Annotated in this window: 16 protein-coding genes; 4 read left to right on the top strand and 12 right to left on the bottom strand. The window is 72.1% G+C overall.

The annotated features are described in order from the left end of the window. Window positions 1-34 precede the first annotated feature (34 nt). Window positions 35-1,090, top strand: a complete 1,056-nt coding sequence (locus AMK31_RS08075; RefSeq protein WP_073939696.1) for a hypothetical protein — start codon at window positions 35-37, stop codon at window positions 1,088-1,090. Here AMK31_RS08075 and AMK31_RS08070 read toward each other — a convergent pair. After that, window positions 1,087-1,473 carry a hypothetical protein gene (locus AMK31_RS08070; RefSeq protein WP_073939695.1) on the bottom strand — a complete coding sequence of 129 codons (387 nt, stop codon included), beginning with the start codon at window positions 1,471-1,473 and terminating at the stop codon, window positions 1,087-1,089. The two genes, AMK31_RS08075 and AMK31_RS08070, sit on opposite strands and share 4 nt — an antisense overlap. A 191-nt stretch (window positions 1,474-1,664) precedes the next feature. On the opposite strand from AMK31_RS08070, the gene AMK31_RS08065 reads away from it, so the two are divergent. After that, the gene (locus tag AMK31_RS08065) at window positions 1,665-4,160 is read left to right on the top strand and encodes a SpoIIE family protein phosphatase (RefSeq protein WP_073939694.1); all 2,496 of its coding nucleotides are present in this window, start codon (window positions 1,665-1,667) and stop codon (window positions 4,158-4,160) included. Between the two features lie 49 nt (window positions 4,161-4,209). Here the strand turns inward: AMK31_RS08065 and AMK31_RS08060 are convergent, their stop codons facing one another. The 4 genes from AMK31_RS08060 to AMK31_RS39050 all read right to left on the bottom strand — a co-directional run bounded on the left by AMK31_RS08060 (window position 4,210) and on the right by AMK31_RS39050 (window position 10,919). Next, window positions 4,210-5,115 (bottom strand): hypothetical protein, encoded by a 906-nt coding sequence (locus tag AMK31_RS08060; RefSeq protein WP_073939693.1) that lies wholly within the window; start codon window positions 5,113-5,115, stop codon window positions 4,210-4,212. A 4-nt stretch (window positions 5,116-5,119) separates the two neighbouring features. Further along, window positions 5,120-5,488 carry a hypothetical protein gene (locus AMK31_RS08055; protein ID WP_073939692.1) on the bottom strand — a complete coding sequence of 123 codons (369 nt, stop codon included), beginning with the start codon at window positions 5,486-5,488 and terminating at the stop codon, window positions 5,120-5,122. Window positions 5,489-5,547: 59 nt separating this feature from the next. After that, window positions 5,548-8,580, bottom strand: a complete 3,033-nt coding sequence (locus tag AMK31_RS08050; protein ID WP_241842578.1) for a CHAT domain-containing protein — start codon at window positions 8,578-8,580, stop codon at window positions 5,548-5,550. A 182-nt stretch (window positions 8,581-8,762) separates the two neighbouring features. After that, a complete protein-coding gene (locus AMK31_RS39050; RefSeq protein ID WP_107468551.1) occupies window positions 8,763-10,919 on the bottom strand; it encodes a cellulase family glycosylhydrolase in 2,157 nt (718 codons plus the stop codon). Window positions 10,920-11,129: 210 nt separating this feature from the next. Between AMK31_RS39050 and AMK31_RS08030 the strand changes: the two genes are divergently transcribed. Continuing rightward, window positions 11,130-13,913 (top strand): SpoIIE family protein phosphatase, encoded by a 2,784-nt coding sequence (locus tag AMK31_RS08030; RefSeq protein WP_079186761.1) that lies wholly within the window; start codon window positions 11,130-11,132, stop codon window positions 13,911-13,913. Window positions 13,914-13,929: 16 nt separating this feature from the next. Here AMK31_RS08030 and AMK31_RS08025 read toward each other — a convergent pair whose 3' ends face one another. Then, window positions 13,930-14,664 carry an SDR family oxidoreductase gene (locus tag AMK31_RS08025; protein ID WP_073939690.1) on the bottom strand — a complete coding sequence of 245 codons (735 nt, stop codon included), beginning with the start codon at window positions 14,662-14,664 and terminating at the stop codon, window positions 13,930-13,932. Window positions 14,665-14,767: 103 nt separating this feature from the next. Between AMK31_RS08025 and AMK31_RS08020 the strand changes: the two genes are divergently transcribed. Further along, on the top strand, window positions 14,768-15,616 hold the full coding sequence (locus AMK31_RS08020) for a LysR family transcriptional regulator (protein ID WP_073939689.1): 849 nt from the start codon (window positions 14,768-14,770) through the stop codon (window positions 15,614-15,616). On the opposite strand, the gene AMK31_RS08015 is transcribed toward AMK31_RS08020, so the two are convergent. The 6 genes from AMK31_RS08015 to AMK31_RS07990 form a co-directional block, all read right to left on the bottom strand. Continuing rightward, a complete protein-coding gene (locus AMK31_RS08015) occupies window positions 15,613-16,491 on the bottom strand; it encodes a TauD/TfdA dioxygenase family protein (RefSeq protein ID WP_073939688.1) in 879 nt (292 codons plus the stop codon). The genes AMK31_RS08020 and AMK31_RS08015 overlap by 4 nt on opposite strands. A gap of 105 nt (window positions 16,492-16,596) precedes the next feature. Continuing rightward, window positions 16,597-17,415 carry an ABC transporter ATP-binding protein gene (locus AMK31_RS08010; RefSeq protein WP_073939687.1) on the bottom strand — a complete coding sequence of 273 codons (819 nt, stop codon included), beginning with the start codon at window positions 17,413-17,415 and terminating at the stop codon, window positions 16,597-16,599. Further along, the gene (locus AMK31_RS08005) at window positions 17,402-18,454 is read right to left on the bottom strand and encodes a taurine ABC transporter substrate-binding protein (RefSeq protein WP_073939686.1); all 1,053 of its coding nucleotides are present in this window, start codon (window positions 18,452-18,454) and stop codon (window positions 17,402-17,404) included. Before AMK31_RS08005 ends, AMK31_RS08010 begins: the two co-directional genes overlap by 14 nt. Window positions 18,455-18,490: 36 nt before the next feature. Beyond that, on the bottom strand, window positions 18,491-19,315 hold the full coding sequence (locus AMK31_RS08000; protein ID WP_073940112.1) for an ABC transporter permease: 825 nt from the start codon (window positions 19,313-19,315) through the stop codon (window positions 18,491-18,493). Window positions 19,316-19,648: 333 nt separating this feature from the next. Then, window positions 19,649-20,854, bottom strand: coding sequence for a homoserine O-acetyltransferase MetX (gene metX, locus AMK31_RS07995; protein WP_073940111.1), 1,206 nt, complete (start codon window positions 20,852-20,854; stop codon window positions 19,649-19,651). Beyond that, entirely contained in the window at window positions 20,851-22,212 is a 1,362-nt protein-coding gene (locus AMK31_RS07990) for a bifunctional o-acetylhomoserine/o-acetylserine sulfhydrylase (protein ID WP_073939685.1), read from the bottom strand. Before AMK31_RS07990 ends, metX begins: the two co-directional genes overlap by 4 nt. Window positions 22,213-22,222 lie beyond the last annotated feature (10 nt).

Here is a 22,222-nt window from a genome sequence, read left to right as displayed (position 1 = left end):
GACAGCCCGCCCGCGAATGCGGAACGATGATCACATGAACGAACAACGGGGAAGCACCGAAACAGAATCCGTCGCGGATCTCGCCCGGCGACTCGTCGCGGCCGACACCGGCGGCTGGACACCGGACGGGGTCAGCGCCCTGGTGGCCGGGCTCGGCTGGTCCTGGAGCGGGGCGCCGCGGGATCCCGTCCTGACGGGCCGGCCCTCGGGTGACGCCCGCCTCCGCCCGGTCGCCGAGTTCGAAGAGCGTTACGTCGACGGCGAGTCGTTCGTGGAACTCGCGGTCCCGCTGGCGACCGCCGCGCCGGACGCGGCGGCCCAGGCCGCCGCGTTCCACGCCGCCAAGGTGGAACTGACCGAGGCGCTGGGCAAGCCGTCCATCATGGGTTCGCACGGCGACATGGGCCCCTTCTACGACAGCGGGCAGATCTGGGGCGCGCCCTTCCTGCGCTGGCGCGGCAGGCCGGACACCCTGGAACTGCGCGCGGGGAAGACAGGGCCGGAGCTGGTCCTGCAGCCCACCGACCCGGCGGAGAACTGGTTCTGGCGTCAGGGCATCGGCGAAGAGCACGCCATCAGCGGCTACTTCGGCAGCAACCGCGCCGCGGCCAACGCCGGCCTCGGCTTCCCCGGCGGCTGGACCGCCCGCAGCTGGGAGACCGTCACCCGGTCGCTGGGCGATTTCCTGGACGCGCTGCCCGCCGAGACCACCGCCCTCGGCATCAGCATCGGAATGCCGTTCTACGGACGCACCGACGACGGCGCACCCATCCTGTTCGACGTGTCGTGCGGCGACCGGCTGGCCATCGGCTGCTTCGCCCCGGACGGCATCGATCCGGCCGCACTCGGCTGGGGCACGGTCGCCGAGCACCCGAACACGGCGTCGATCTTCAGCGACGACGACCCCGTGTGGCGCGTGGACGGGGGCGGACCCGGCGAACCGAAGGGCCGCGCCCTCGCGGAGATGCTGGTCGCCACGGCCAAGGCGGTGGGGGTCAGGAATCCGACCGACCTGATCGTCGGCGGGGAGGCCGAGTACGTGGACGGCTACCACGTCACCTACTACGGGCTGGGTCTCCCGACCGGCTAACGATGGCGTACGCCGAGGTGCCGCAGCCGCCGGCGTGCGGCTCGGCGCAGCCACCGCAGAGGGTGGGGCCCGGCGTCGTCGGGCAGGGACGACGATCGCCGCGCGCCGAGCGGCGCGTAGGGGATGGGCCTGCGGTGGCCACCCACCTCCCACAGGCAGGCCGGGACGACCCCGGCCTTGTCCGACTGGCCGACGTACACGGTGAACGGTTGCGGTGGATCACCGGGCAGCTCGGCGGCCAGCGCGGTGACGTCCTTGAGCCGTGGCCGTGCGGCCACCACTTTGCCGTCGACCAGGAGCTCGATCATGCCGGACGGCGGGCCCGTCTGGACCGTGACCGAATGCCCGTCCCGGTCGAGGTGGAAACGGTGGCTGCGGGCCATGGCGCACCTCCCGGACCGGGCACCCTACGCACTGCTTCCAGTGTAGGTACCCGCAGACGGCGCGGGCGGGCCTCGGGCGGGCGCCCGGGTGCGGTGCCGCCGGGTTCCATCGAGATCCGTTCCGTACGAGAATTGCAGCGAATGCCCTCGATGGGTATGCCGCGCCACCAGTGCAGGTAATCGGGGTCAGCATGGCGTCCACCGACACCACCTCGGATGCGCGCCCCTTCGGTACGACGAGCATCGAAGCGGCGGCGGAACGTGACGATGCGCTGGTGGACGCGGTCCTGAAGGCGGTGGAGGTCACCGGGGCCCATGCCGGGAGCGTGTTCCTCGCCTCTCCCGAGGGCAACACGCTGGTACTGACCGCGGCGGCCGGGATGCCGCCGTCGCTGCTGGGCGGATGGCGCCGCATCCCGGTCGGCAGCGCCATCCCGGTGGCGGAGGCGTTCCGTACCGGGCGTACGGTCCACCTGCCGGACGCCGAGTCGACCGTGCGGAGATTCCCCCAGCTCGCCGTCGCCGTGCCCTACCCCTTCGGATCGGCCTCCGTACCGGTCGCGGCCGGGCGGGAGAGGCTCGGCGCCATGGCCGTGGTCTGGGCCGCCAGGGCGGGCGGGCACGGGTTGTCGCAGGCCAGGCGGCGCCAGCTGCGGGCCACGGCCGGCCGCCTGGGAGCGGAACTGGTCCGTCTGCGGGCCGCCGGCCCCGAGCCAGGGCGTGCCGCGGACGAGGGCCCGCTGCAGGTGGCGGTCCCGGCCGCCGCGGCGGTACGGGTGGGCCTGTTCGACTGGGACCTCGCCACCGGGGCCCTCACCGCGGACGACACGGTCTGCGCCGCCTTCGGACTCACCCCCGACGAGTACGACGGACGGGCGGACACGCTGGCCGCACGGGTACACCGCGGCGACCGCCCCGCCTTCCACGCCATCGCACGCACCGCCGCACGGGAGGGCCGGGTCCTGGCCCGGTGCCTGCGCGTCCCGGAGCCGGGCGGCGGGCACCGCACCGTCGAGCTGTGGGGCCGGGTGCCCGAGCCCGGCGCCGGCCAGGAGGCGCGCAGCCATCTGGTGGGCGGCGTCATCGAGCTCGGCACCGGCATGGCCGCCGGCGCCTCCCTGGAACGACTCTCGGACGGATTCTTCGGCCTGGACCGGGACGGGCGGATCACCTACGCCAACCACCGCCTGGTGCGGCTGGTCCACATCAGCCGGGCCAACCTGATGGGCCGCCACCCGTGGGAGGTCCTGCCCGGGCTGTCCGATCCCGCCTGTGAGGACCGCTTCCGCGCCGCCCAGGTCTCCCAGCAGCCCCTCTCCTTCCTCGCCCGGGGCCCGGACGGGTGGCTGGAGTTCTCCCTGCGCCCGGACGGCCAAGGGATGACCGGATGGGTGGCCCGGGCGGCGGAACCCCGCCAGGCGGCCACCGACCCCACGGCCTCGCCCGCCCCCGCCGCCGCGAGCCGCGCGCCGACGCGCCCCGGCGCCCTGTACCGCGTCCTGCAGATGAGCGGCGCGCTGGCCGAGGCGGTCACCACGCAGGAGGTGGGCGAGGTGGTCGCCGACCAGCTGCTGCCTGCCGTCGGCGGGCAGCGCGTGGTGATCTACTCGGTGCGTGAGCGGCGCCTTCACCTGCTGGTGCAGCGCGGCTATCGCGAGAGCTTCCTGGACCGGTTCGAGGCCGCGCCACTGCAGCACGTCGGCGGACCGGTGACGGGGGCACTGACCGGCGGCACACCGCTGTTCATCGAGTCCCCCGAAGAGTTCGCGCGGACCTGTCCCGAACTCGAGGCGGCCTCCCACTCGGTGGTGTTCCTGCCGCTGATCGCCTCCAGCCGGCCGGTGGGAGTCTGCGTCCTCGGTTTCGACCACGCGCACTCCTTCACCGATGAGGAACGCAGCATGCTGACCGCGCTCAGCGGTCTGATCGCCCAGGCACTGGAGCGGGCCCAGCTGTACGACGCCAAGTCCGCCCTGGCCCTGGGCCTGCAGAACGCGCTCCTCCCGCACCTGCTGCCCACCCGGCCCGGCGTCCAGGTCACCGGCCGCTACCTGCCCGGCACGGACTGGATGGACATCGGCGGCGACTGGTACGACGCCATCCCCACCGACCAGGGCCTCGCCCTGGTCATCGGCGACGTCGAGGGGCACAACGTCTCCGCCGCGGCCACCATGGGCCAACTGCGCAGCGCCGTAAGAGCGTTCGCCACCGCCGGGCAGCGGCCCCCGGAGGTGCTGGCCGGGACCAACCGGGTGCTCATCGATCTCGACCCCGGCCAACTCGCCAGCTGCTGCTACGTCCTGCTCGACACCGACGCGGCCACCGCCCACGTGGTCCGCGCCGGACATTGCCCGCCCCTGCTGCGACGGCCGGAAGGCGGTACCGAGATCCTGGAGGTGCCGGGCGGCCCGCTCCTCGGCATCGACCGCTCCGCCGACTTCCCGGAGTCCCGGCTGAGACTGTCACCCGGCTGCATCCTCGCCCTCTACACCGACGGACTGGTCGAGGCCCGCGACTCGGACATCACCATCGGCATCGACCAAGTGCGCACCAGCCTCGCCCACGCGGGCGCCGGATCCCTGGACGACCTCGCCGACACCCTCCTGCACAACGCCCTGCACTCCGCCGACCGCAACGACGACATCGCGCTCCTCCTCACCCAGTACACCCGCCGGGACGGTGGCTGATCGTTCGCGTCGCCGCCGCACGGGCCGCTCCACGGAGCGCCATCACGTCTCAGCCGGCCTTGCGCGCCACACGGTTCAAGGCCGCCCCCACCCGGGGATCGGGCGGGCTGCCGGACGCGTCGACGCCGAGTTCCTCGACGAGCCGCCCCAGATACACGTCGACGGTGGATTCCACGAGCTCGGCGTGGACCGTCACCGCGCGTCGGCCCCGGCGCCAGGACACCAGCCCGGTCACCACGGCGGCCAGGGCCGCGGGCCACCAGACACAGCCCAGCAGGGCGTAGCAGCCGGCCCACACCGAGCCGGCCACGGCCGAGTCGAAGCGGGCCCGCGAGGTGCGCAGTTCGGTTCTGACGTCCTCGGGCAGGACCACCCACAGCCGTGTCCAGCAGGAGGCGAGGTCGATCCCGTACTGGTTGCGGAGCCGGGTCTCGATCCCAGCCATGCGGTCCCCGGTGAAGGTGGGCCTGCACGGCGGGGCGAGTGCGATGCGGTCGCGTCGGGCCGCGCGCTCGTCGAGGTCCCGCCGGACCGGCTCGTCGCGCCGGTGCGCCGGATGCCGGCCGCGCAGCTCCGCGATCTCCTCCTCGATCCCCTCCCACTGCATGAGCCGCCGATCGGTCAGCCGCTTGGCGAGCGGACGAGCCATGCCCGGCCAGTCGCCGGCCCAGATCCGCTCCACGCCGTCGGCGCAGACCCGTACCAAGGTGCCCACGGCCACGGAGGCGAGGACGATCGCCGAGAAGAAGGCGAGTTGACCCAGGGTGGACCACTTCCCGGCCTCCGTCGCCCACTTGTCGAACCGCTCGAAGAGAACGGACCGGTCGAGCGCGGACTCGTGACCGAGCACCGCCCCGGTCGCCGCCGCCACGACGAAGAGCAGGCCGGGAACCGCCATCGCGGAGAGCCACTTCTCGGCCAGCTTCTGGCCGAGGCTGTCGAGGACCGGAGCCACCGGCTCACGCCTCGACGACGCGCAGCGGCCGGTCGCGCAGCCAGCAGCGCCCACCGGCCGGAAGCTCACCACCCGGGGTTCGCACCAGGTTGAGACCGCACCACCCGTCGGGGCACCGGTACCTCTCCCCGGAGGCACGCGCTTCCGGCCCGAAGGCCACGTCCCCGGGCTCCTCCCCGCGCACCGGGCCCGCCTCCTCGAAGACGTGCGGCGGGATGTCCAGTCCCGCGATCGCCTGCCGTACGGGGGTCTCCGCCAGGACGGCGCGCATGGCGTCCTGGAGTCCGGCGAGAGTGCCCTGCGCCGCCATGTCCTCCACCAGCCAGGGCAGCGCCGAGCAGAACTCGGCACGCATCCTGCGATCGTCGCTCATCGACCTCTCCTGCCTAAGAACTGCCTTGCAGAGCAATGCGCATGACCACACGTCAGTCGCTAGGGCCCGCTGTGGACGACCGATGCCCAGAAGAACGGCTCGTTGTAGCGTTCGTGCTCGCGCAGCTTGCCGATCGCCCTGTGCAGCGCGTGCGCGACATCGGGGGTGCCCGGCGCGTCCATGAGCCGGTAGACCTCGTGGGCGAGGAGCGGGCCCATGGCGTCCTCCACGGTCCACAGACTGCCGATCACCTGCCGGTAACCGCACAACTGGAAGGCGGACGCGACGGAGATGATCTCGTCGGCCAGTTCCTTGCCCGGCGCGGCGCTGTGGCAGGCGGACAGGTAGGCGAACTCGGCGTTCCGCAGCCGCTCGGCCGCGAGCTCACGCAGCGTCAGGTCACCGCCGTGCAGGAGCAGCCTGCTCCGTGAGGGGGCGTCCGGGTCCCGTACGCCATGGCAGGCCAGGTGGGCGTGGGTGTGCGTACGCAGTGCGGCCAGCACCGCCTCCGGCGTGGCGTCCGCGTCCCGCAGCTCGGTCCGGGGGCCGGACAGCTGCCTCGTCGCGGTCAGCTCGTCGTCGAGCGCCGCGAGCCGCGGGTACGTGTCTCCGGCGTCCACGGCGACCGCGGCGAGGGACGTCCGGCCGGCCTCGGGAGCGGGCGTCTCACGGGCGTGCAGCAGCGCGCCGAGCGTGGGGGCGTAGGAGGACACCACCCGGTCGTGGGCATACACGGAACCCGGCCGCCCGGTCCCTTCCAGTAACGCCGCGTGCAGCGGCAGCAGCGAGAGGGCGCCGGTCGGGCACCACCAGAGCCTGGGCAGGGCCTCACCGGGCCCCACCGGACGGTCGAGGCCCAGCCGGCTGAGGACCGGCCCCACGATCTCCTCACCCAGCCACCGCAGCGTCCGCTTCAGCACCTGGTCCTGCGCGTACTTCTCGCCGCTCGTGGTGCCCGGCGTCACCAGCTTCGTCACGGCCGTCCGCAAGTCGTCGGCCCGGCGGTCGACGTCCTTACTGGTGACACCGGACAGCGGCACCACCTCCACGACCGTGCGACCGGAACGGCGATGCAGCAAGAGGGCGTCGCAGCTCAGCGAGGAGACGTTGATGACGGCGACGGGCCCGTGAGCCGCCGCCTTCCTCAGCCGCGCCCAGTCCGGCTGCCGGTGGAAGTGGCCGAACCCGGGCAGAGCGCGGATCTCCGCCACGAGCCGGTCGAACTCCGCGGCCGACGCCCTGCGCTGCTCCGGCCCGCGCCGCGGCGCGACCAGCTCCTCGCAGACCCGCTCGTAACGGTCGGCGAGTTCCGGGGAGGCGGCCTTCAGGTCGTCGTGCCGGCCGCGCAGCTGCAGTCCCTGCGCCAGCAGCACACCACGTCCCTGTTCCAGCCGGATCAGCGCCTCGCGGGGCCGGCCGGCCGCGATCTCCATCGTCGCCGCGACGTTGGCCAGCGAGGACGCCTCGCGCAGCCGCACTTCCTGTGACGCTCTGCCGAGCGACCGCCCGGTCAGCTTGGGGAGGAGATCGGAGAGTGCCACTCCGAAGGCGGTACGGGCCTGCTCCAGGTCCCCGAGCGCCACACAGCTCACGGCCCACTGGGCCGCGCTCGCCAGCCGGGTGCGTATGTCCTGGGACGGCGCCAGAGCCGTGGTGCGGGACTGCGCGGCGGCCTCGGCCAGATCCCTCACGGCACGCCGGCTCGACCCACGCGTCCGCAGCAGCTGCCCCAGCTCCAGGCGGGCCAGCTGCTGGTTGGGTCCGGTGTCCGAGGGTTCGCCCGCCACCTGCCTCAGGATCGACTCGGCGGCGTCGATGTCCGCGTCCCGCGCCGCGTGCGTGCCGCGTTTCCAGAGCGCGACGGCCAGCTTGATCAGCATCACGGGACGGTCGTGCTGGCCTGGGGGAGTGGCTGAGACGGCGTACTCCAGGTGGCTCACCGCCTCGTCCAGTTCAGCGATGTCCCCGTAGACGTCGAACCGTGCGGTCAGCACGGCGGCCAGATTGGTGAGCCGCTGGGTGTGGGCGGGCGACGCGGCGGTTCGCGCGATGGACGGATGACGGACGGCCTCGGTGGCGGCCTCCAGATGGGCTACGTCCCCGGAAGTCGCGTAACGGTCGAGATGGGACAGGCCGAGGAAGGCGTGGAGCGATGCCCGGTGATCGTCGGTGAGCGGGCCCGAGAGGGCTTCGGTGAGCTCGGCGACCGAGCCGTCGAGGTCGGCGAGCTCACCCTCCATCTCGAACCGCATCCGCAACGTCTGGCCCAGTTCGAAACGTCGGAGAGTGCGTTCGGGCTCGCCGGTCCCGGGCGCGTCGACGGCCGTTCGCAGCCGTTCGATGACCTTGTCGAGCCGGTCCAGCCGCCCGTCCCGCATGTACCGGCTCCACTCGGCCGCCGCACTGTCCTCGGGGATCGGGTCCGCTGGATACCTGGCCTGGGTCCGCATGAAGGTCACCAGCATGTCCCGACGCGTCGGATCGTCAGCCGGCAGCGAGGTGATCGCCTCACGCATGAAGCGCAGCCCGGTGGCCCTCAGGTGCTGCGGATCGAGTTCGGCGCCGCCGGGACCGGTCAGCTCGGACAGCTCCGTCATGGCCGTACCGGTATTGAAGGTGATGGGCGGTTCGGACGCGCTGCCCCGCGCCTCGTCCCGGGCCCACAGAAAGAGCACCATCGCGAGGGCGGTCCCGTCCCGGTCCTCGGCCGGCACGCTCGCCTTGAGCAGTGCGGTGCCCACGGCGTGCACGATCTCGTACGGCGCCACGACCTGAGGCGGCTGCTCCGCGAAGTGATCGCGCAGGGGTTGCGGAACGATCTCGGGACGCAGCGCGTGCACGATGCCGAACAGGAAGTTGCACGCGTGGCGGTTCCAGTCCTTCTCCGCCTCCGGCACGTGCAGATACCGCGCGAAGTGATAGCAGGCGGCGAGATAGATCACGTCGAACGCGTCGGTCCCGGCGGCCCGTTCGGGAGTCAGTTCGTCGCGGACGTCGTGGACGAAGTCGGCCAGGTTGTTATGCGTACGGCGCGCCAGCACGCTCTCCGGCCGGTCGAACAGAAAGGGCGCGGCCCCGTCCGGGTCGGCCATCGCCTTCCTGATGGCAGCGCGAAGCTCCGGGTGTAATTGCCTCATCAACCCCCCGATCCCCCCTGATCGTTGACGGTGGCGCCACGTTACGACATGGGTCGAAGCCGACAGGGACAAATGAGGAAAACGTCGGCGGCCGGCCGTACCGCGGCCGGCCGCCGACGGCGGTTCGGAGCGGCGGCTCAGTTCGGGGGAGCGCCCCAGGCCAGGGCGGTGCCGGTGTACGCGGGGACCACCGGTGCGTCGGTGTACGCGGTGGCCGTCGTCCGGCTGTGGTCGTTCGTCTCGTCGAAGTTCGACCAGTCTGTCTTGCTCATCCTCAGCTGGATGTCGCCGGTGTCTCCGCCCGCGGCGAGTGAGCCGCCCGTGAAGGTGACCTCCAGGTACGCGTCCGCGCCCGTGACGGGCGTGGTCAGCGGAACGACGCGCAGCCCGACCCGCGCGCAGTCCACGGCCGCGTAGTCGCACCAGGCCCTGACGGAGGCCGAGCCGTCCCGTGTGAAGTAGTAGCGCATCGAGACGGTGGTGAGGTCGAGTGCGGAGCCGCCGGTGTTGACCAGCCGGAGCGAGGGCCGGATGGCGTTGTCGGTGGCGGACGCGTCGTCGTTCTTGTACCGCACCTTGAGCGCCCCGGACGGAGTGCCGGCCGACTCCGTGGTCACGTTCAGTGTTGCCGAGGGGGCGGAGACGTTCCCTGCCGCGTCGCGGGCCCGGACGGTGTAGCCGTACGCCGTGGAGGGCGAGAGTCCGGTGTCGGTGTACGCCGTGCCGGTCACCGGCGCGGCGTTCACCTTCTCCGTGCCCCGGAAGACGTCGTACCCGGTGACGCGGACGTCGTCGGTCGACGCCGTCCAGGAGAGGGAGACGCTGGTCGACGTCTTCGCGGTGCCGGTCAGGCCGGTCGGGGCCGTCGGCGCCTGCGTGTCCGCCGGGTCCGGCGGGCCGTCGTGGACGTCGCTCACGCTGATGCCCGTGGTGCTGGACGGGCCGCCCAGCGGGACCTCGTGGTCGAGGCTGACGAACTTGCCCTCGTGCTGCCACAGGGCGGGCTTGAGCAGGGCGTACTTCTCCTCGTCCCACGACTTCCAGTCGCTCAGCAGCAGGCCGCCGGTGTCGCCGGAGTTCGGGTTGAGGCACCAGAAGGTCTGGTGGATGCGGTGCTCGACGATGAGGTCGCGCAGGGCCGTCATCCATTTCTCGTTCGGGCCGCCGTCGAGGAAGCCGCCCCACTCGCCGATCAGCAGCGGCGCCTTGTTCTCCTTGTGGAGGTAGAGCCAGTTGGGGTCCCAGACGTCGCGTTCGAGGGTGGTGCGGTTCCAGTCGCCGGTGAACCAGGGCTGGAGGTGGACCAGCGGTCCGTAGTCGTGCGGTGAGTACACCAGCTGGTCGTTCTGCGCGCCGAGGTCGACGGGGTGCTCGCGGACGCCGCGCAGGTTCCCGCCCCACCAGGTCGAGTGGTAGTCGGTCGCGGTGGTGGACGTCCAGGCGACGCCCGCCTTGGGATGGATCTCGATGCCCTCGCAGAGCACCAGCAGATTCGGATTGACGGCGAGCATGCGCTTGCCGGCGGTCTCGCAGACGTGCTTGAAGTTGTCCTGGTCCGTGGAGCCGTCCCACTTGGCGCGTGGCGTGGTGCCGGCCGTGCCGTGCGGCTCGTTCTTGACGTCCATGGCGACGACGGTGTCGTCGTTCCTGTAGCGGGCGGTCACCCACTCCCAGGCGGTGAAGAAGTCCTCGGACGTGATGGAGCCCTTCCACCACACCGGGTACACATGGCCGGAGTTGTCTGCCTCGGCGCTGTGCACGTCCAGCATGACCTTGATGCCGTACCGCTTGCACAGGGCGAGCCAGTGGTCGAAGACCTCCAGGGAGGTCTTGCCCGCGAGCTCGGGGTTCGCGTACGCGTTGACGCCGCTCGGGACGGTGGCCTGGCCGTTCTTCCACTCCAGGAGGAGCTGGGTGGAGATGGGGACGCGGACGATGTTGATGCCCCGGTCGGCCATGGACTCGGTGATCTCGGTGATGTTGCCGGACCACAGGCCGTGGAAGACCCGTTCGGTGGCGTTGAACCCGAACCAGTTGGTGCCGGTGAGCCAGACCTCGTCGCCGTTCGCGTCGACGATCTTGTTGCCTTCGGTGTGCAGCCAGTCGTCGCCGGGGGCGGCGAGGGCCGCCGACGCGGCGGCCGCCCCGGCGCGCGCGTCAGCCGGCTGTTCCGCGGCTCCGGCCGCGGCGGTACCGGTCGCCGACAGGACGCCCGCGGTCAGGACCGCGGCGAGCAGGGTTCCGAGGTGCCGGAGCGGACGGCGAGGTCGTCTCCGTGCTGATGGCTGTCCCACTGTGTGCCCTTCTGTGGTTGTGCCGGACCGAGAAGCACGTACAGGGTGGGAGCGCTCCCAAATCGCGCGCTGTTCATGAAGCCAGGCGCCTCGGAAGCTGTCAACCGTCCGGACGGGTCGGGCTTGCCGGTTCCGCGGCCGGTGCGAGGTCGGGTCCTTGGTAACCCGTAGCAGTCGCCCGTAAAGCGGGCACAGTGCTAGAAATGGGACATGATCGGTCCTTCACGCCGGTCCCGGAGGAGAGCGGCGCCGTTCGGCGAAGGGGGCTCCTTCGACTCGTCCCGTCGCCCGGGGGCGCGGCATTCCTCCGGACGTCACCTCTCGCCGTCCCTGAGCGTCCGTACGCTCGCCGCCCAGGTCTTCCTGCTGCAGATCGTCATCATGCTGGTGCTCGTCGTGGTGGCGGTCACCGCCCTCGTGGTGCAGGGGCGGTACGGCGCCGAGCGGGGCGCCGCGAACCGTTCACTCGCCGCGGCGGTGGCGTTCGCCGACGCGCCCGGCACGGCCGCCGCGCTGCAGTCGCCGGACCCGACGGTACGGCTCCAGGCGGCGGCGGAGGCGACCAGGCGAGGGTCCGGCGTCGACTTCGTCACCGTCCTCGACAAGCAGGGCGTGCGGCTCACCGACCCCCGCCCCGAGCTGATCGGCACCAGGTCGGAGGGCGTGAGCCGGGCCGCCCGGGGAGAGGCCTTCACCGAGACGTTCCACGGCGAGCCCACCGACGCCGTGCGCGCGGTGGTACCCGTGCGGGACGGCAACGGGCGCGTGGTCGGCATGGTCAGCGCCGGCATCCAGTTCGACACCCTGGGACAGGTGCTGAACGAGCAGATCCCGACGATGCTCGCCGCGGCCGCGGGCGCGCTCACACTCGCCACCGTCGGCACGGCCCTGGTCAGCAGGCGGCTGCGCCGGCAGACGCACGGTCTGGGCCCGGCCGAGATGACCCGGATGTTCGAGCACCACGACGCCGTGCTGCACGCGGTGCGTGAGGGCGTCCTGATCGTCGGCGGCGACGGGCGCCCGATGCTCGCCAACGACGAGGCCCGCCGCCTGCTCGACCTCCCCGAGGACGCCGACCGGCGAGTCGTCGAGGACCTGGGGCTCAGCCCCCGCCTGACCCGGCTGCTGATGTCCGCCGAGCCCGTCTCCGACGAGGTGATCCCCGCCGGTGAGCGGCTGCTCGCGGTCAACATCCGGCTCACCGAGCCCTACGGCGGCGCGCCGGGCCTGGTCGCCACCTTCCGCGACACCACGGAGCTGCGGGCCCTGTCGGGCCAGGCCGAGGTGGCGCGGGGCCGGCTGACCCTGCTCTACGAGGCAGGCGTACGCATCGGCACCACGCTCGACATACGGCGCACGGCGGAGGAACTCGCCGAGGTCGCCGTCCCGCGCATGGCCGACTACGTCACCGTGGAACTCCTCGACTCCGTCCTGCGCGGCGAGGAGCCCACCGGTGCCGTGCGCCGGATGCGGCGCACCGCGCTGAGCGAGGCCCGCAGCGGCCATCCGCTGCAGCCTGTGGGGGACCTGATCCAGTTCGTGGTGGCCGACACGCCGATGGTGGCGGCACTGCACCGCGGCAAGGCCGTACGGGTGGCGGACCTGCACAGCGCCCAGGACTGGCGGGCCCAGGACCCGGAAGGGGCCCGCCAGGCGCTGGAGTACGGCATCCACTCGCTGATCACCGTGCCCCTGCGAGCCCGGGACGTGGTCCTCGGCATGGTCAACTTCTGGCGGGGCGCCGACTCCCCTCCCTTCGAGGAGGACGACGTCGCGGTGGCCGAGGAGCTGGTGGCGCGGGCCGCCGTGGCGATCGACAACGCCCGCCGCTACGCCCGCGAGCACGCCATGGCCGTCACCCTGCAGCGCAGCCTGCTGCCCCAGGACGTCCCGGACCAGGACGCGCTGGAGATCGCCTGGCGCTACCTGCCCGCGCAGGCCGCCGTCGGCGGCGACTGGTTCGACGTGATCCCCCTGCCCGGCTTCCGGGTGGCACTGGTCGTCGGCGACATCGTCGGGCACGGACTGCACGCCGCGGTGACCATGGGCCGGCTGCGGACCGCGGTGCTGAACTTCTCCTCGCTTGACCTCTCCCCGGACGAACTGCTCGGCCACCTCGACGAGATGGTGACCCTCCTGGACACACAGACGTCGAGCGCCCACAGCGACGCCGCCCCGGTCACCGGCGCCACCTGCCTGTACGCCATCTACGACCCGGTCGGCGGACACTGCACCTTCTCCCGCGCCGGGCACGTCGCCCCGGCCGTGATCGACCCCGACGGCAAGGTCACCTTCCCCGACATCCCCCAGTCACCGCCCCTGGGAGTCGGCGGGCACCCCTTCGAGGCCGGCAGGCTGGATCTGCCCGAGGGCAGCCGGCTCGTGCTGTTCACCGACGGACTGATCGAGGACCGCAGGCGTGACATCGACGAGGGCCTGCGGATGCTCCGCTCGGCCCTCGCCGATCCGGACCGGACGCCGGAGGAGACCTGCCACGCCGTCATGGAGAGGATGCTGCCCGGACACCCCACCGACGACGTGGCGCTGCTGGTCGCCCGGACCCGGCTGCTCGACGCGTCCCGCGTCGCCGCCTGGGACGTGCCGTTCGACGTGATGGCCGTCTCCCAGGTCCGCACGGAGGTGAGCCGCCGCCTCGAGGAATGGGGCCTGGAGGAGTCGTCCTTCACCACGGAACTCATCCTCAGCGAACTCCTCACCAACGCGATCCGCTACGGCGCGCCGCCCGTGCACGTCAGGATGCTGCTGGGCCGCACCCTCGTACTGGAGGTCTCCGACGGCAGCAACACCTCACCCCGTCTGCGCCGCGCCGCCACCACCGACGAGGGAGGCCGCGGCCTGTTCCTCGTCTCCCAGTTCGCGGACCGCTGGGGCACCCGCTACGCGGCGAGGGGAAAGGTGATCTGGGCCGAACAGACACTGGGCCGCACCCCGGAACCGGACCCGATCTCGCTGATCGACGAACTGGCCTGGTGATCAGCCGCCCCGCGGATCACCACGGCACTTCCCCCGCGTCTTCGAAGAACCCGCCGGTCGGGCCGTCGTCGGGCAGGGTCGCGAGCCGGATCGCGATCGCCGCGCCCTGTTCCGGTGTGCGGACGCCGCGGAAACCGTTGAGGTCGGTCGCGCAGTAGCCCGGGCAGGCGGCGTTGATCAGGATGCCGGTGTCGCCCAGTTCCCGGAACTCCTTGGCGTACTGGACGGTGACGGCGTTGAGGAACGTCTTCGACGGCGAGTAGGCCGCGGAGATCGGCCCCGTCTCGGCGCCGGGAGTGGACTGCCGGGTGAGGGAGCCGACGCCGCTCGACATGTTCACGATCCGCGGTGCCGCCGAGCGGCGCAGCAACGGCAGCATCGCGTTGGTGACGCGGATGACGCCGATCACATTGGTCTCCACGGTCACCCGCACCGTCTCGGGGTCGACCGTGGTGGGCGTCTGAGGCATGCCGCCGGTCACCCCGGCGTTGTTGACGAGTACGTCCAGGCGTCCCGCGCGGTCCTCGATCAGTCCGGCGGCGGCGGTCACGCTCGCGTCGTCGGTCACGTCGAGGGGCACGCCGAACGCGTCGACGCCGGCCGCACGCAGCTTCGCCACGGCGGCCTCGCGGCGTTCCTCGCTCCGGGCCCCGACCCCGACCCTCCAGCCGAGCCCGCCCAACCCGGCCGCGATCTCGTATCCGATGCCCTTGTTCGCGCCGGTCACCAGCGCGATCGTCTGTTCGCTCATGTGGACCATCCTTCTCGGGCCCCGGCGGAGCGGTCCAACACCGATCGGGTGCGCGGCGATACCGCACGGGTATCGATCCCGTCGGGGCCGGTAGCATGGCGGCGTGGAGACGCGTGAGCTGCGGTACTTCGTCGCCGTCGCCGAGGAGCTGCACTTCGGCAGGGCCGCGCAAAGGCTCGGGATCGCGCAGCCCCCGCTGTCGCGGGCGATCCGCCTGCTCGAACGGCGCCTGGACGCCACGCTGCTGGAACGCACCAGCCGCGCGGTCACCCTGACCGAGGCCGGGTCGGTGCTCCTGCGGGAGGCCCGGGCGGCACTGGACGCGGTCGAGGCCGCCGAGCGCCGTACCCGCCGCGCCGCCCTCGCCGCGACCGGCCACCCCGGCGTGGTCCTCGCCGCGAAGGCCGGCGCGTCCAACGAGCTGCTGGCGAAACTGCTCGACCACTACGCCGCCGAACCCGACGCGGTCACCGTCGACGTGCTCCTGTGCGGGATCGGCGAGCAGGAACAGCTGCTGCGGGACGGCCGGGCCGACGTGGCACTGCTGCACCGGCCCTTCGACGCGACGGCCGGGTTCGACACCGAGGAACTCCGCACGGAGGGACAGATCGTGATCCTGCCGGCCGGCCACCCCCTCGCCGGCCGGCCCCACCTGCGCATGGCCGAGGTCGCCGAGCTGCCCGACCTGCCGCTGCCACGCTGGCCCGGCCGGGACGGCAGGTACCCGGACGGCCCCGGCCCGCAGGTGCGGGACCACACCCAGCTGATCCAGCTGATCCAGCTCGGCCGCGCCTGCGCGATCGTGCCCGAGTCGGGCCGGGACCATCTGCGCGACGGCCTTGTCGCCGTGCCGGTGCCGGACGCGCCGACGGTGACGACGGTCATCGCATGGCCGGCCCACAGCCGCTCCCGAGCCGTCGCCGGCCTCGTCCGGACCGCGGCACGTCTCTAGAAGGTGCCCGGGCCGGCCGGAGTGTCCCCGCGCAGCGTGATGCGGTGCATGACCCGATGCCGGTCGCCGTAGTCGCGGTTGGCGTAGTGGGCCGTGCTGCGGTTGTCCCACAGGGCGACGTCACCCGGCTGCCAGCGGTGCCGTACCACGTGCTCGGGCTTGGTGAGGTGGGCGTAGAGGATGTCGAGGAGGCCCCGGCTCTCGTACTCCGAGACGCCCACGATGTGCGAGGTGAAGCCCGGGTTCACGAACAGGCCCTTGCGGCCGGTCTCGGGGTGGACCCGCACCACCGGGTGCTCCACCGGCGTCAGCTGGGTGAACACCTCGCCCTCCCACAGGTTGCCGCGGCCCTGCCGGCGCTGGGCCAGGTAGTAGCCGAACTCGCGGGTGCCGTCGTGGACGGCGGTGAGCGTGTCGACGTACGCCCGCAGGCCCGGCGACAGCGACTCGTAGGCGAGCTGGCTGTCGGCCCAGTTGGTGTCGCCGCCGTTGGGCGGCAGCACCACGGCCCGCAGGACGGAGATGGCCGGGGGCCGCCGTACGAACGTCACGTCCGTGTGCCACACGTCGGCGAACCCGTTGTCCTGGCTGTCCAGGGAGTACACCTCGGGGGCCACGTCACCGGAGTCGTGGACCGGGTGTCCGACGGTGACCTCGCCCAGGCGCCGGCCGAACTCGATCTGTGCGTCGTCGTCGAGGCCGTGCTGGCCGCGGACGAAGAGCACCTTGTACGCGACGAGGGCTTCACGCAGGGCGAGGACCCCGTCGTCGTCGAGGCGGGCCAGGTCGATGCCGTGGATCTCGGCACCGAAGCGCGGGCCGAGTTCGATGATCGGCAGCTCCGCCACGGCGGGCCGCTCGCTGAGGATGCTCACTTGTGTGTCCTTTCTTGACTTCGGGGCTACGGGGCTACGGGGCTACGGGGCTACGGGGCTACGGGGCTACGGTCTGAGGGTCTGCGGTCTCTGGGTCTACGGGGATCAGGCCGCCGCGGCGGACTTGACCGCGTGGGAGACCTGCGCGCGCAGCTCGGTGAACTCGCGGGAGCCGCGCAGCTCCTCCGCGTCGACGTCGCCGCGCGGCAAGCCGATCGGCAGGTCCAGGGCCACGGTTCCCGGGCTTCTGGAGAGCACCACGATGCGGGAGCCGAGGAAGACCGCCTCGTCCGCCGAGTGCGTCACGAAGACCGTCGTGCGCCCGGTCCGGTCGGTCACCCGGCGGACGTCCTCCTGAAGCCGCTCCCTGGTCAGCGCGTCCAGCGCCGCGAACGGTTCGTCGAGCAGGAGGAGAGGTTTCTCGGCGGCGAGGGCCCGGGCGATGGCGACGCGTTGCTGCTGGCCTCCGGAGATCTCCCAGACACGCCGCTTCTCGGTACCCTCGAGACCGACCCGGGCCAGCAACTCCGCCCGCCGCTCGGGCCGTCGGGCGCGCTCGACGCCCGCGTACCGCAGCGCCAGATCGATGTTTCCCCCGACGGTTCGCCACGGGAAGAGCCGCGGTGTCTGGAACACCACGCCGGCCGCCTCGCCGGGCCGCGGCTCGGTGCCGGAGACCCGTACCGAGCCGTGCGTGGGCCGTTCGAAGCCGGCGATCAGCCGCAGCAGCGTGCTCTTGCCGCAGCCGGAGGCACCCACCAGGACCAGGAACTCGCCTGCCCGGACGGTCAGGTCGACGGGCCCGACGGCGGTGAAGACCTCGCCGCCCCGGCCGTACCGGTGGGTGACGTCGTCGAGACGGACGGATCCGGCGCGCGAGACGTCCACCGCTTCCGTGGCCTCGCCGGTCTCACTTGAGTACATCGGACAGCCCCTCGAGGTAGAACGCCTTGCGGACGGCGTCCTCGGACGGCACGGCGTCGATCTGCTTCTGGTCGGCGAGGAAACGGCCGGTGTCGGTGACGTACGTGAGCAGCTTGCCCGGGCTGCCGTCGGTGCCCAGCCAGTCCGCGGAAACCACCTGCTCCGGGGTGAGGAACACCCCTTGCCGCAGCTGGGCCTCGGCGTCCGCGGCGCTGATGCCGAGTTCGGCGGCGACGGCCTCGACCGAGCCTTCGGGGTCGGACTTCAGCAGGCGCAGGGCCTCCGCCTCCGCCTTGCGCCAGGCGTCGATCGCCCGCGGGTCCCTGGCGATCAGGTCGTCCGACACGACGGCCAGGTCGAGGGTCGGTCTGCCCGCGGCGCCGATCTCCTTGCTGCTGGTGAGCTGGGTGCCGGTCTCGCGGAGTTCGTCCAGCGTGGGCAGCCAGACGTAGGCGGCGTCGATGTCGCCCCGCTGCCAGGCGGCGAGGATCGGCTGCGGCTGCAGGTCGATGAGCTCCACGTCTGACGGCTTCAGGCCGGCCGCCTCCAGCGCCGCCAGCAGGCTGTAGTGGGAGGTGGAGGCGAAGGGAGTGGCTATCTTCCTGCCCTTGAGCCCGGCGACGTCGGACACACCGGTGGCCTTGCGCGCCACCAGGGCCTCGTTCTCTCCCGCGACGTCGAGGATCCACGCGACCTTGTACGGAATGGGCGAGCCGCCGGACACCCCGCGGGCGAACGGGCTGGAGCCGAGCGCGGCGATGTCGAGGGACTTGCCGATGAAGGCCTGGTTGACGGCGGCGCCGGAGTCGAACTTGATCCAGGAGATCTTGTGGTCGGGCAGCGCCTTCTCCAGGAGCTTCCTGTTCTTCACGATCAAGTCGCCGCTGGGGAAAGCGAAGTAGCCGATGCGCAGCCGCTTGGCGGCGCCGGACGCCGACGCCTCACTGTCCGAGGAGCAGCCGGTGACGGCCGCGGAGACGGCGGCCAGGGCACCGGCGAGCAGGAGGCGGCGGGACGGACCTTGGGGGAGACGAGACATGGCGGAGCCGTTTCTGTGCAAGAGGGGGAACAGGTGTTACGCGCGACCGCGCCACGGCACGACCGCGCGCTCCAGCCGGAGGAGCAGGCCGTCGATGACCAGGCCGGAGACGCCGATGGCGATGATGCCGACGAGCACCACGGGGGTGTTGTTGTAGTTGGCGGCGTCCTTCACCATGCCGCCGATCCCGGGCAGACCGTTGACCAGCTCGGCGGCGACGAGGGACGAGTAGGCCACGCCCACGGCGAGCCTGACCCCGGTGAGCGTCTCCGGCAGGGCGGACGGGACGACGACGTCCCTGACGACGTGCCACCGTGACGCGCCGAGCGCGCGGGCGGCCTCGATCAGGCTCTTCGGTACGGCGGCGACGGCCGTGGTGGTGGACACCGCCACGGGAGGGAACGCGGCCACCGCCAGCAGCGTGACCTTCGGCTCCTCGTCGATGCCCAGCCAGATGACGAGCAGCGAGAAGTACGCCAGCGGCGGCAGCGTCCGCAGGAAGGTGATCCAGGGCTCGAACAGCGAGCGCAGCCAGCCGACCGTGCCCATGAGCAGGCCGAACAGCACCCCGAGCGCGATGCCGATACCTGCTCCGATCGCGATGCGCCGCAGGCTGATGCCCAGGTGCTCGACGAGGAGGGTGCCGTTGTAGCCCCGTACGCCGTCGTGGGTGGTGGACACGTCGACGAACGCGTCCCACACCTTGGCCGGGGGCGGAACCAGTGTCTCGCTCCACGTCCCGCTCGCCGCCACCAGCTGCCACAGGGCGACGAAGAGCAGGAGCGAGCCGAACGGCAGCGCGACATGACGTACACGTGCCCACGATCTCTTCGCGGGCGGGATGCCGGTGGATGGCTTGATCTGTTCGGTCTTGGACGGGGAAGGCGACGCGGACAAGGGGTGTCCTCCATGGGGCGCCGGGACACGAGCGGCTGTCGTCGACAGACATGGGTGGCCGGCCGGCCCCGGGCGTGAGTGATGCTGAACCAGATGGAGAGAGCACCCTGCGACAGGGTGCGGGAACCGCCCTCGCCGGATGGGAACGCTGGGCGGCGGGGCGTGCGGGAAAGGGTCAGGTCAGCAACAACACGAGCCCGGGCGTCGGCACAGGTCGATGACCAGGCGTCGCACCAAGGGCTCGGGAATCATGGCTTATTTCTACCGCAGTCGAGGCTGATCACCAAGAGGAGTCCGTCAATTGGAACGATCATCGTGAGGCTGCCCGGTGTGAGCCCGTCGAACGTGGTCGGGCGCAGCGTGCAGCAGCTCGCGCACGAGCGTGGCGACCTGCTGCACCTCGATGAGGAAGCCGTCGTGGCCGTACGGTGACTCGACGACCCGCAGGTCGTCGGCCGTGGTGATGCCCACCGCCAACTCGGCCTGCTGGTACAGGGGGTAGAGGCGATCCGAGCCGACCCCGGCGACGAGGGTCCTGGCCGTCACCCGGCGCAGGGCGGCGCGCACGCCACCGCGCCCGCGACCGATGTCGTGGCTGTTCATGGCCTCCGCCAGCACGACGTAGCTGCCCGCGTCGAAGCGGTGCACCAGCTTGGCCGCGTGATGGTCGAGGTAGGACTCCACCTGGTACCGGCCACCGTTCCAGGGGTTTTCCGTGCCCTGGGGGAAGCGGCCGAAGCGGACCTGGAGTTCCGGCTCGCTGCGATAGGTGACGTGGGCGAGCCGCCGGGCCAGGCCGAGGCCCGTCCGGGGGCCCCGGCCGGTGTCGTGGTAGTGGCCGCCCTGCCAGTCCGGGTCGGAGCGGATGGCATGCGACTGGACGTTCGCCCAGGCGATCTGCTCGGCGCTCGCCGCGGCCGTCGTGGCGAGCAGCAGAAGCGCGTCCGTCCGTTCAGGGTGCGACACCGCCCATTCCAGCGCCCGCATCCCGCCCATCGATCCGCCGACGACCAGCGCCCAGCGGTCGATGCCCAGCGCGTCGGCCAGCCCCGCTTCGGCCGCGACCTGGTCGCGCTGCGTGAGGAACGGGAAGTCGCCGCCCCAGGGCCGGCCGTAGGGGCCCGGTGAGGACGGCCCGGTACTGCCCTGGCAGCCGCCGAGCACGTTCGGGGCCACGACGAACCAGTGGTCCGTGTCGAGCGCCAGCCCGGGGCCGACGAGCCCGTCCCACCAGCCCGGCGTGGGGTGCCCGGGCTCGGCGGGCCCGGCCACGTGGCTGTCGCCGGTGAGGGCGTGCAGCACCAGCACCGCGTTCGACCGGTCAGGCGCGAGACGCCCCCAGGTCTCGAACGCCAGCCGGACACCCGGCAGTTCACCACCGGACTCCAGCGGAAGCGGACCCTCGCGCACGTACCACTGGCGACGCCCCGGCGGGTCCCCCTCCCGCCAGGCCCCGGAGGCCGGCGGGAGGGGGCCCCGTGAGGGCCGCGGTACGGTGTTCAGGACGCGCTCTTCGCCGCGCGGAACCCGGCCTCCAGGTCCGCCTTGAGGTCGGCGAGGTTCTCGATGCCGACCGAGAGGCGCACCAGGCCGGGTGAGGTGCCGGTGGCCGCCAGCTGCTCCTCGTCGAGCTGGCTGTGGGTGGTGGACGCCGGATGGATGATGAGGCTGCGTACGTCGCCGATGTTGGCGAGGTGGCTGAACAGCTCGACGGCGTCCACGAACCGCTTGCCCGCCTCGACGCCGTCCCGCAGCTCGAAGGAGACCACGGCACCCGCGCCGCGCGGCAGGTACTTCCGCCCCGCCTCGTACCAGCGGCTGGACCGCAGTCCCGGGTAGTGCACGGCGGCCACCTCGTCGCGCTGCTCCAGCCATTCGGCGAGTGCCTGGGCGTTCGCGGAGTGCCGTTCGATGCGCAGGCTGAGCGTCTCCACACCCTGCAGGAGCAGGAAGGCGGAGTGCGGCGAGAGGGCGGGTCCGAGGTCGCGCAGCAACTGCACCCGCAGCTTGACGGCGAAGGCGCCAGGACCGAGCGCCGGCCAGTACCGCAGACCGTGGTAGCTGGGGTCGGGCTCGGTGAAGTCGGGGAACCGCTCGGCGTGCGCGCCGAAGTCGAAGGTGCCGCCGTCGACCACCACACCGGCGATCGCGGTCCCGTGCCCGCCCAGGAACTTGGTCGCGGAGTGCACGACGATGTCCGCGCCGTGCTCGATGGGCCGCAGCAGATAGGGAGTCGGGACCGTGTTGTCCACGATCAGCGGGACGCCCGCCTCGTGAGCCGCGTCGGCGACCGCCCGCACGTCCAGCACGTTCCCGCGCGGATTGCCCAGTGTCTCGGCGAACAGCGCCTTGGTGTTCGGCCGGACGGCAGCCCGCCAGGCCTCGATGTCGTCGGGGTCGTCCACGAAGGACACCTCGATGCCCAGCTTCGGCAGCGTGTGCCGGAACAGGTTGTACGTGCCGCCGTACAGCGACGCACTGGAGACGATGTGGTCGCCGGAGCTCGCCAGCGTGAGGATCGCCAGGGTCTCCGCGGCCTGCCCGGAGGACAGCGCCACGGCCGCCACCCCGCCCTCCAGGGCGGCGACGCGCTGCTCGAGGACGTCCTGGGTGGGGTTGTGGATGCGGGTGTAGATGTTGCCGGGCTCCGCCAGCGAGAACAGGTCGGCGGCGTGCTGCGTGTCCCGGAACACGAACGACGTCGTCTGGTAGATCGGCGTCGCCCGGGCGCCGGTCGTCGGATCCGGTACGGCACCGGCGTGGATCTGCTTGGTCTCGAAGGACCAAGCGGAGGTGTCGGGTCCGGCGGGCCCGTCCTCGGCGGTGTGGCCGGCGGTGACGGAGTCGAGGGGCTGGCTCATGGTGCTCCCT

Source organism: Streptomyces sp. TSRI0107 (assembly GCF_001905845.1).
Lineage (GTDB): Bacteria > Actinomycetota > Actinomycetes > Streptomycetales > Streptomycetaceae > Streptomyces.
Note: the sequence above shows the minus strand (reverse complement) of the source record. Positions and strands in the feature narration are given on the sequence as shown.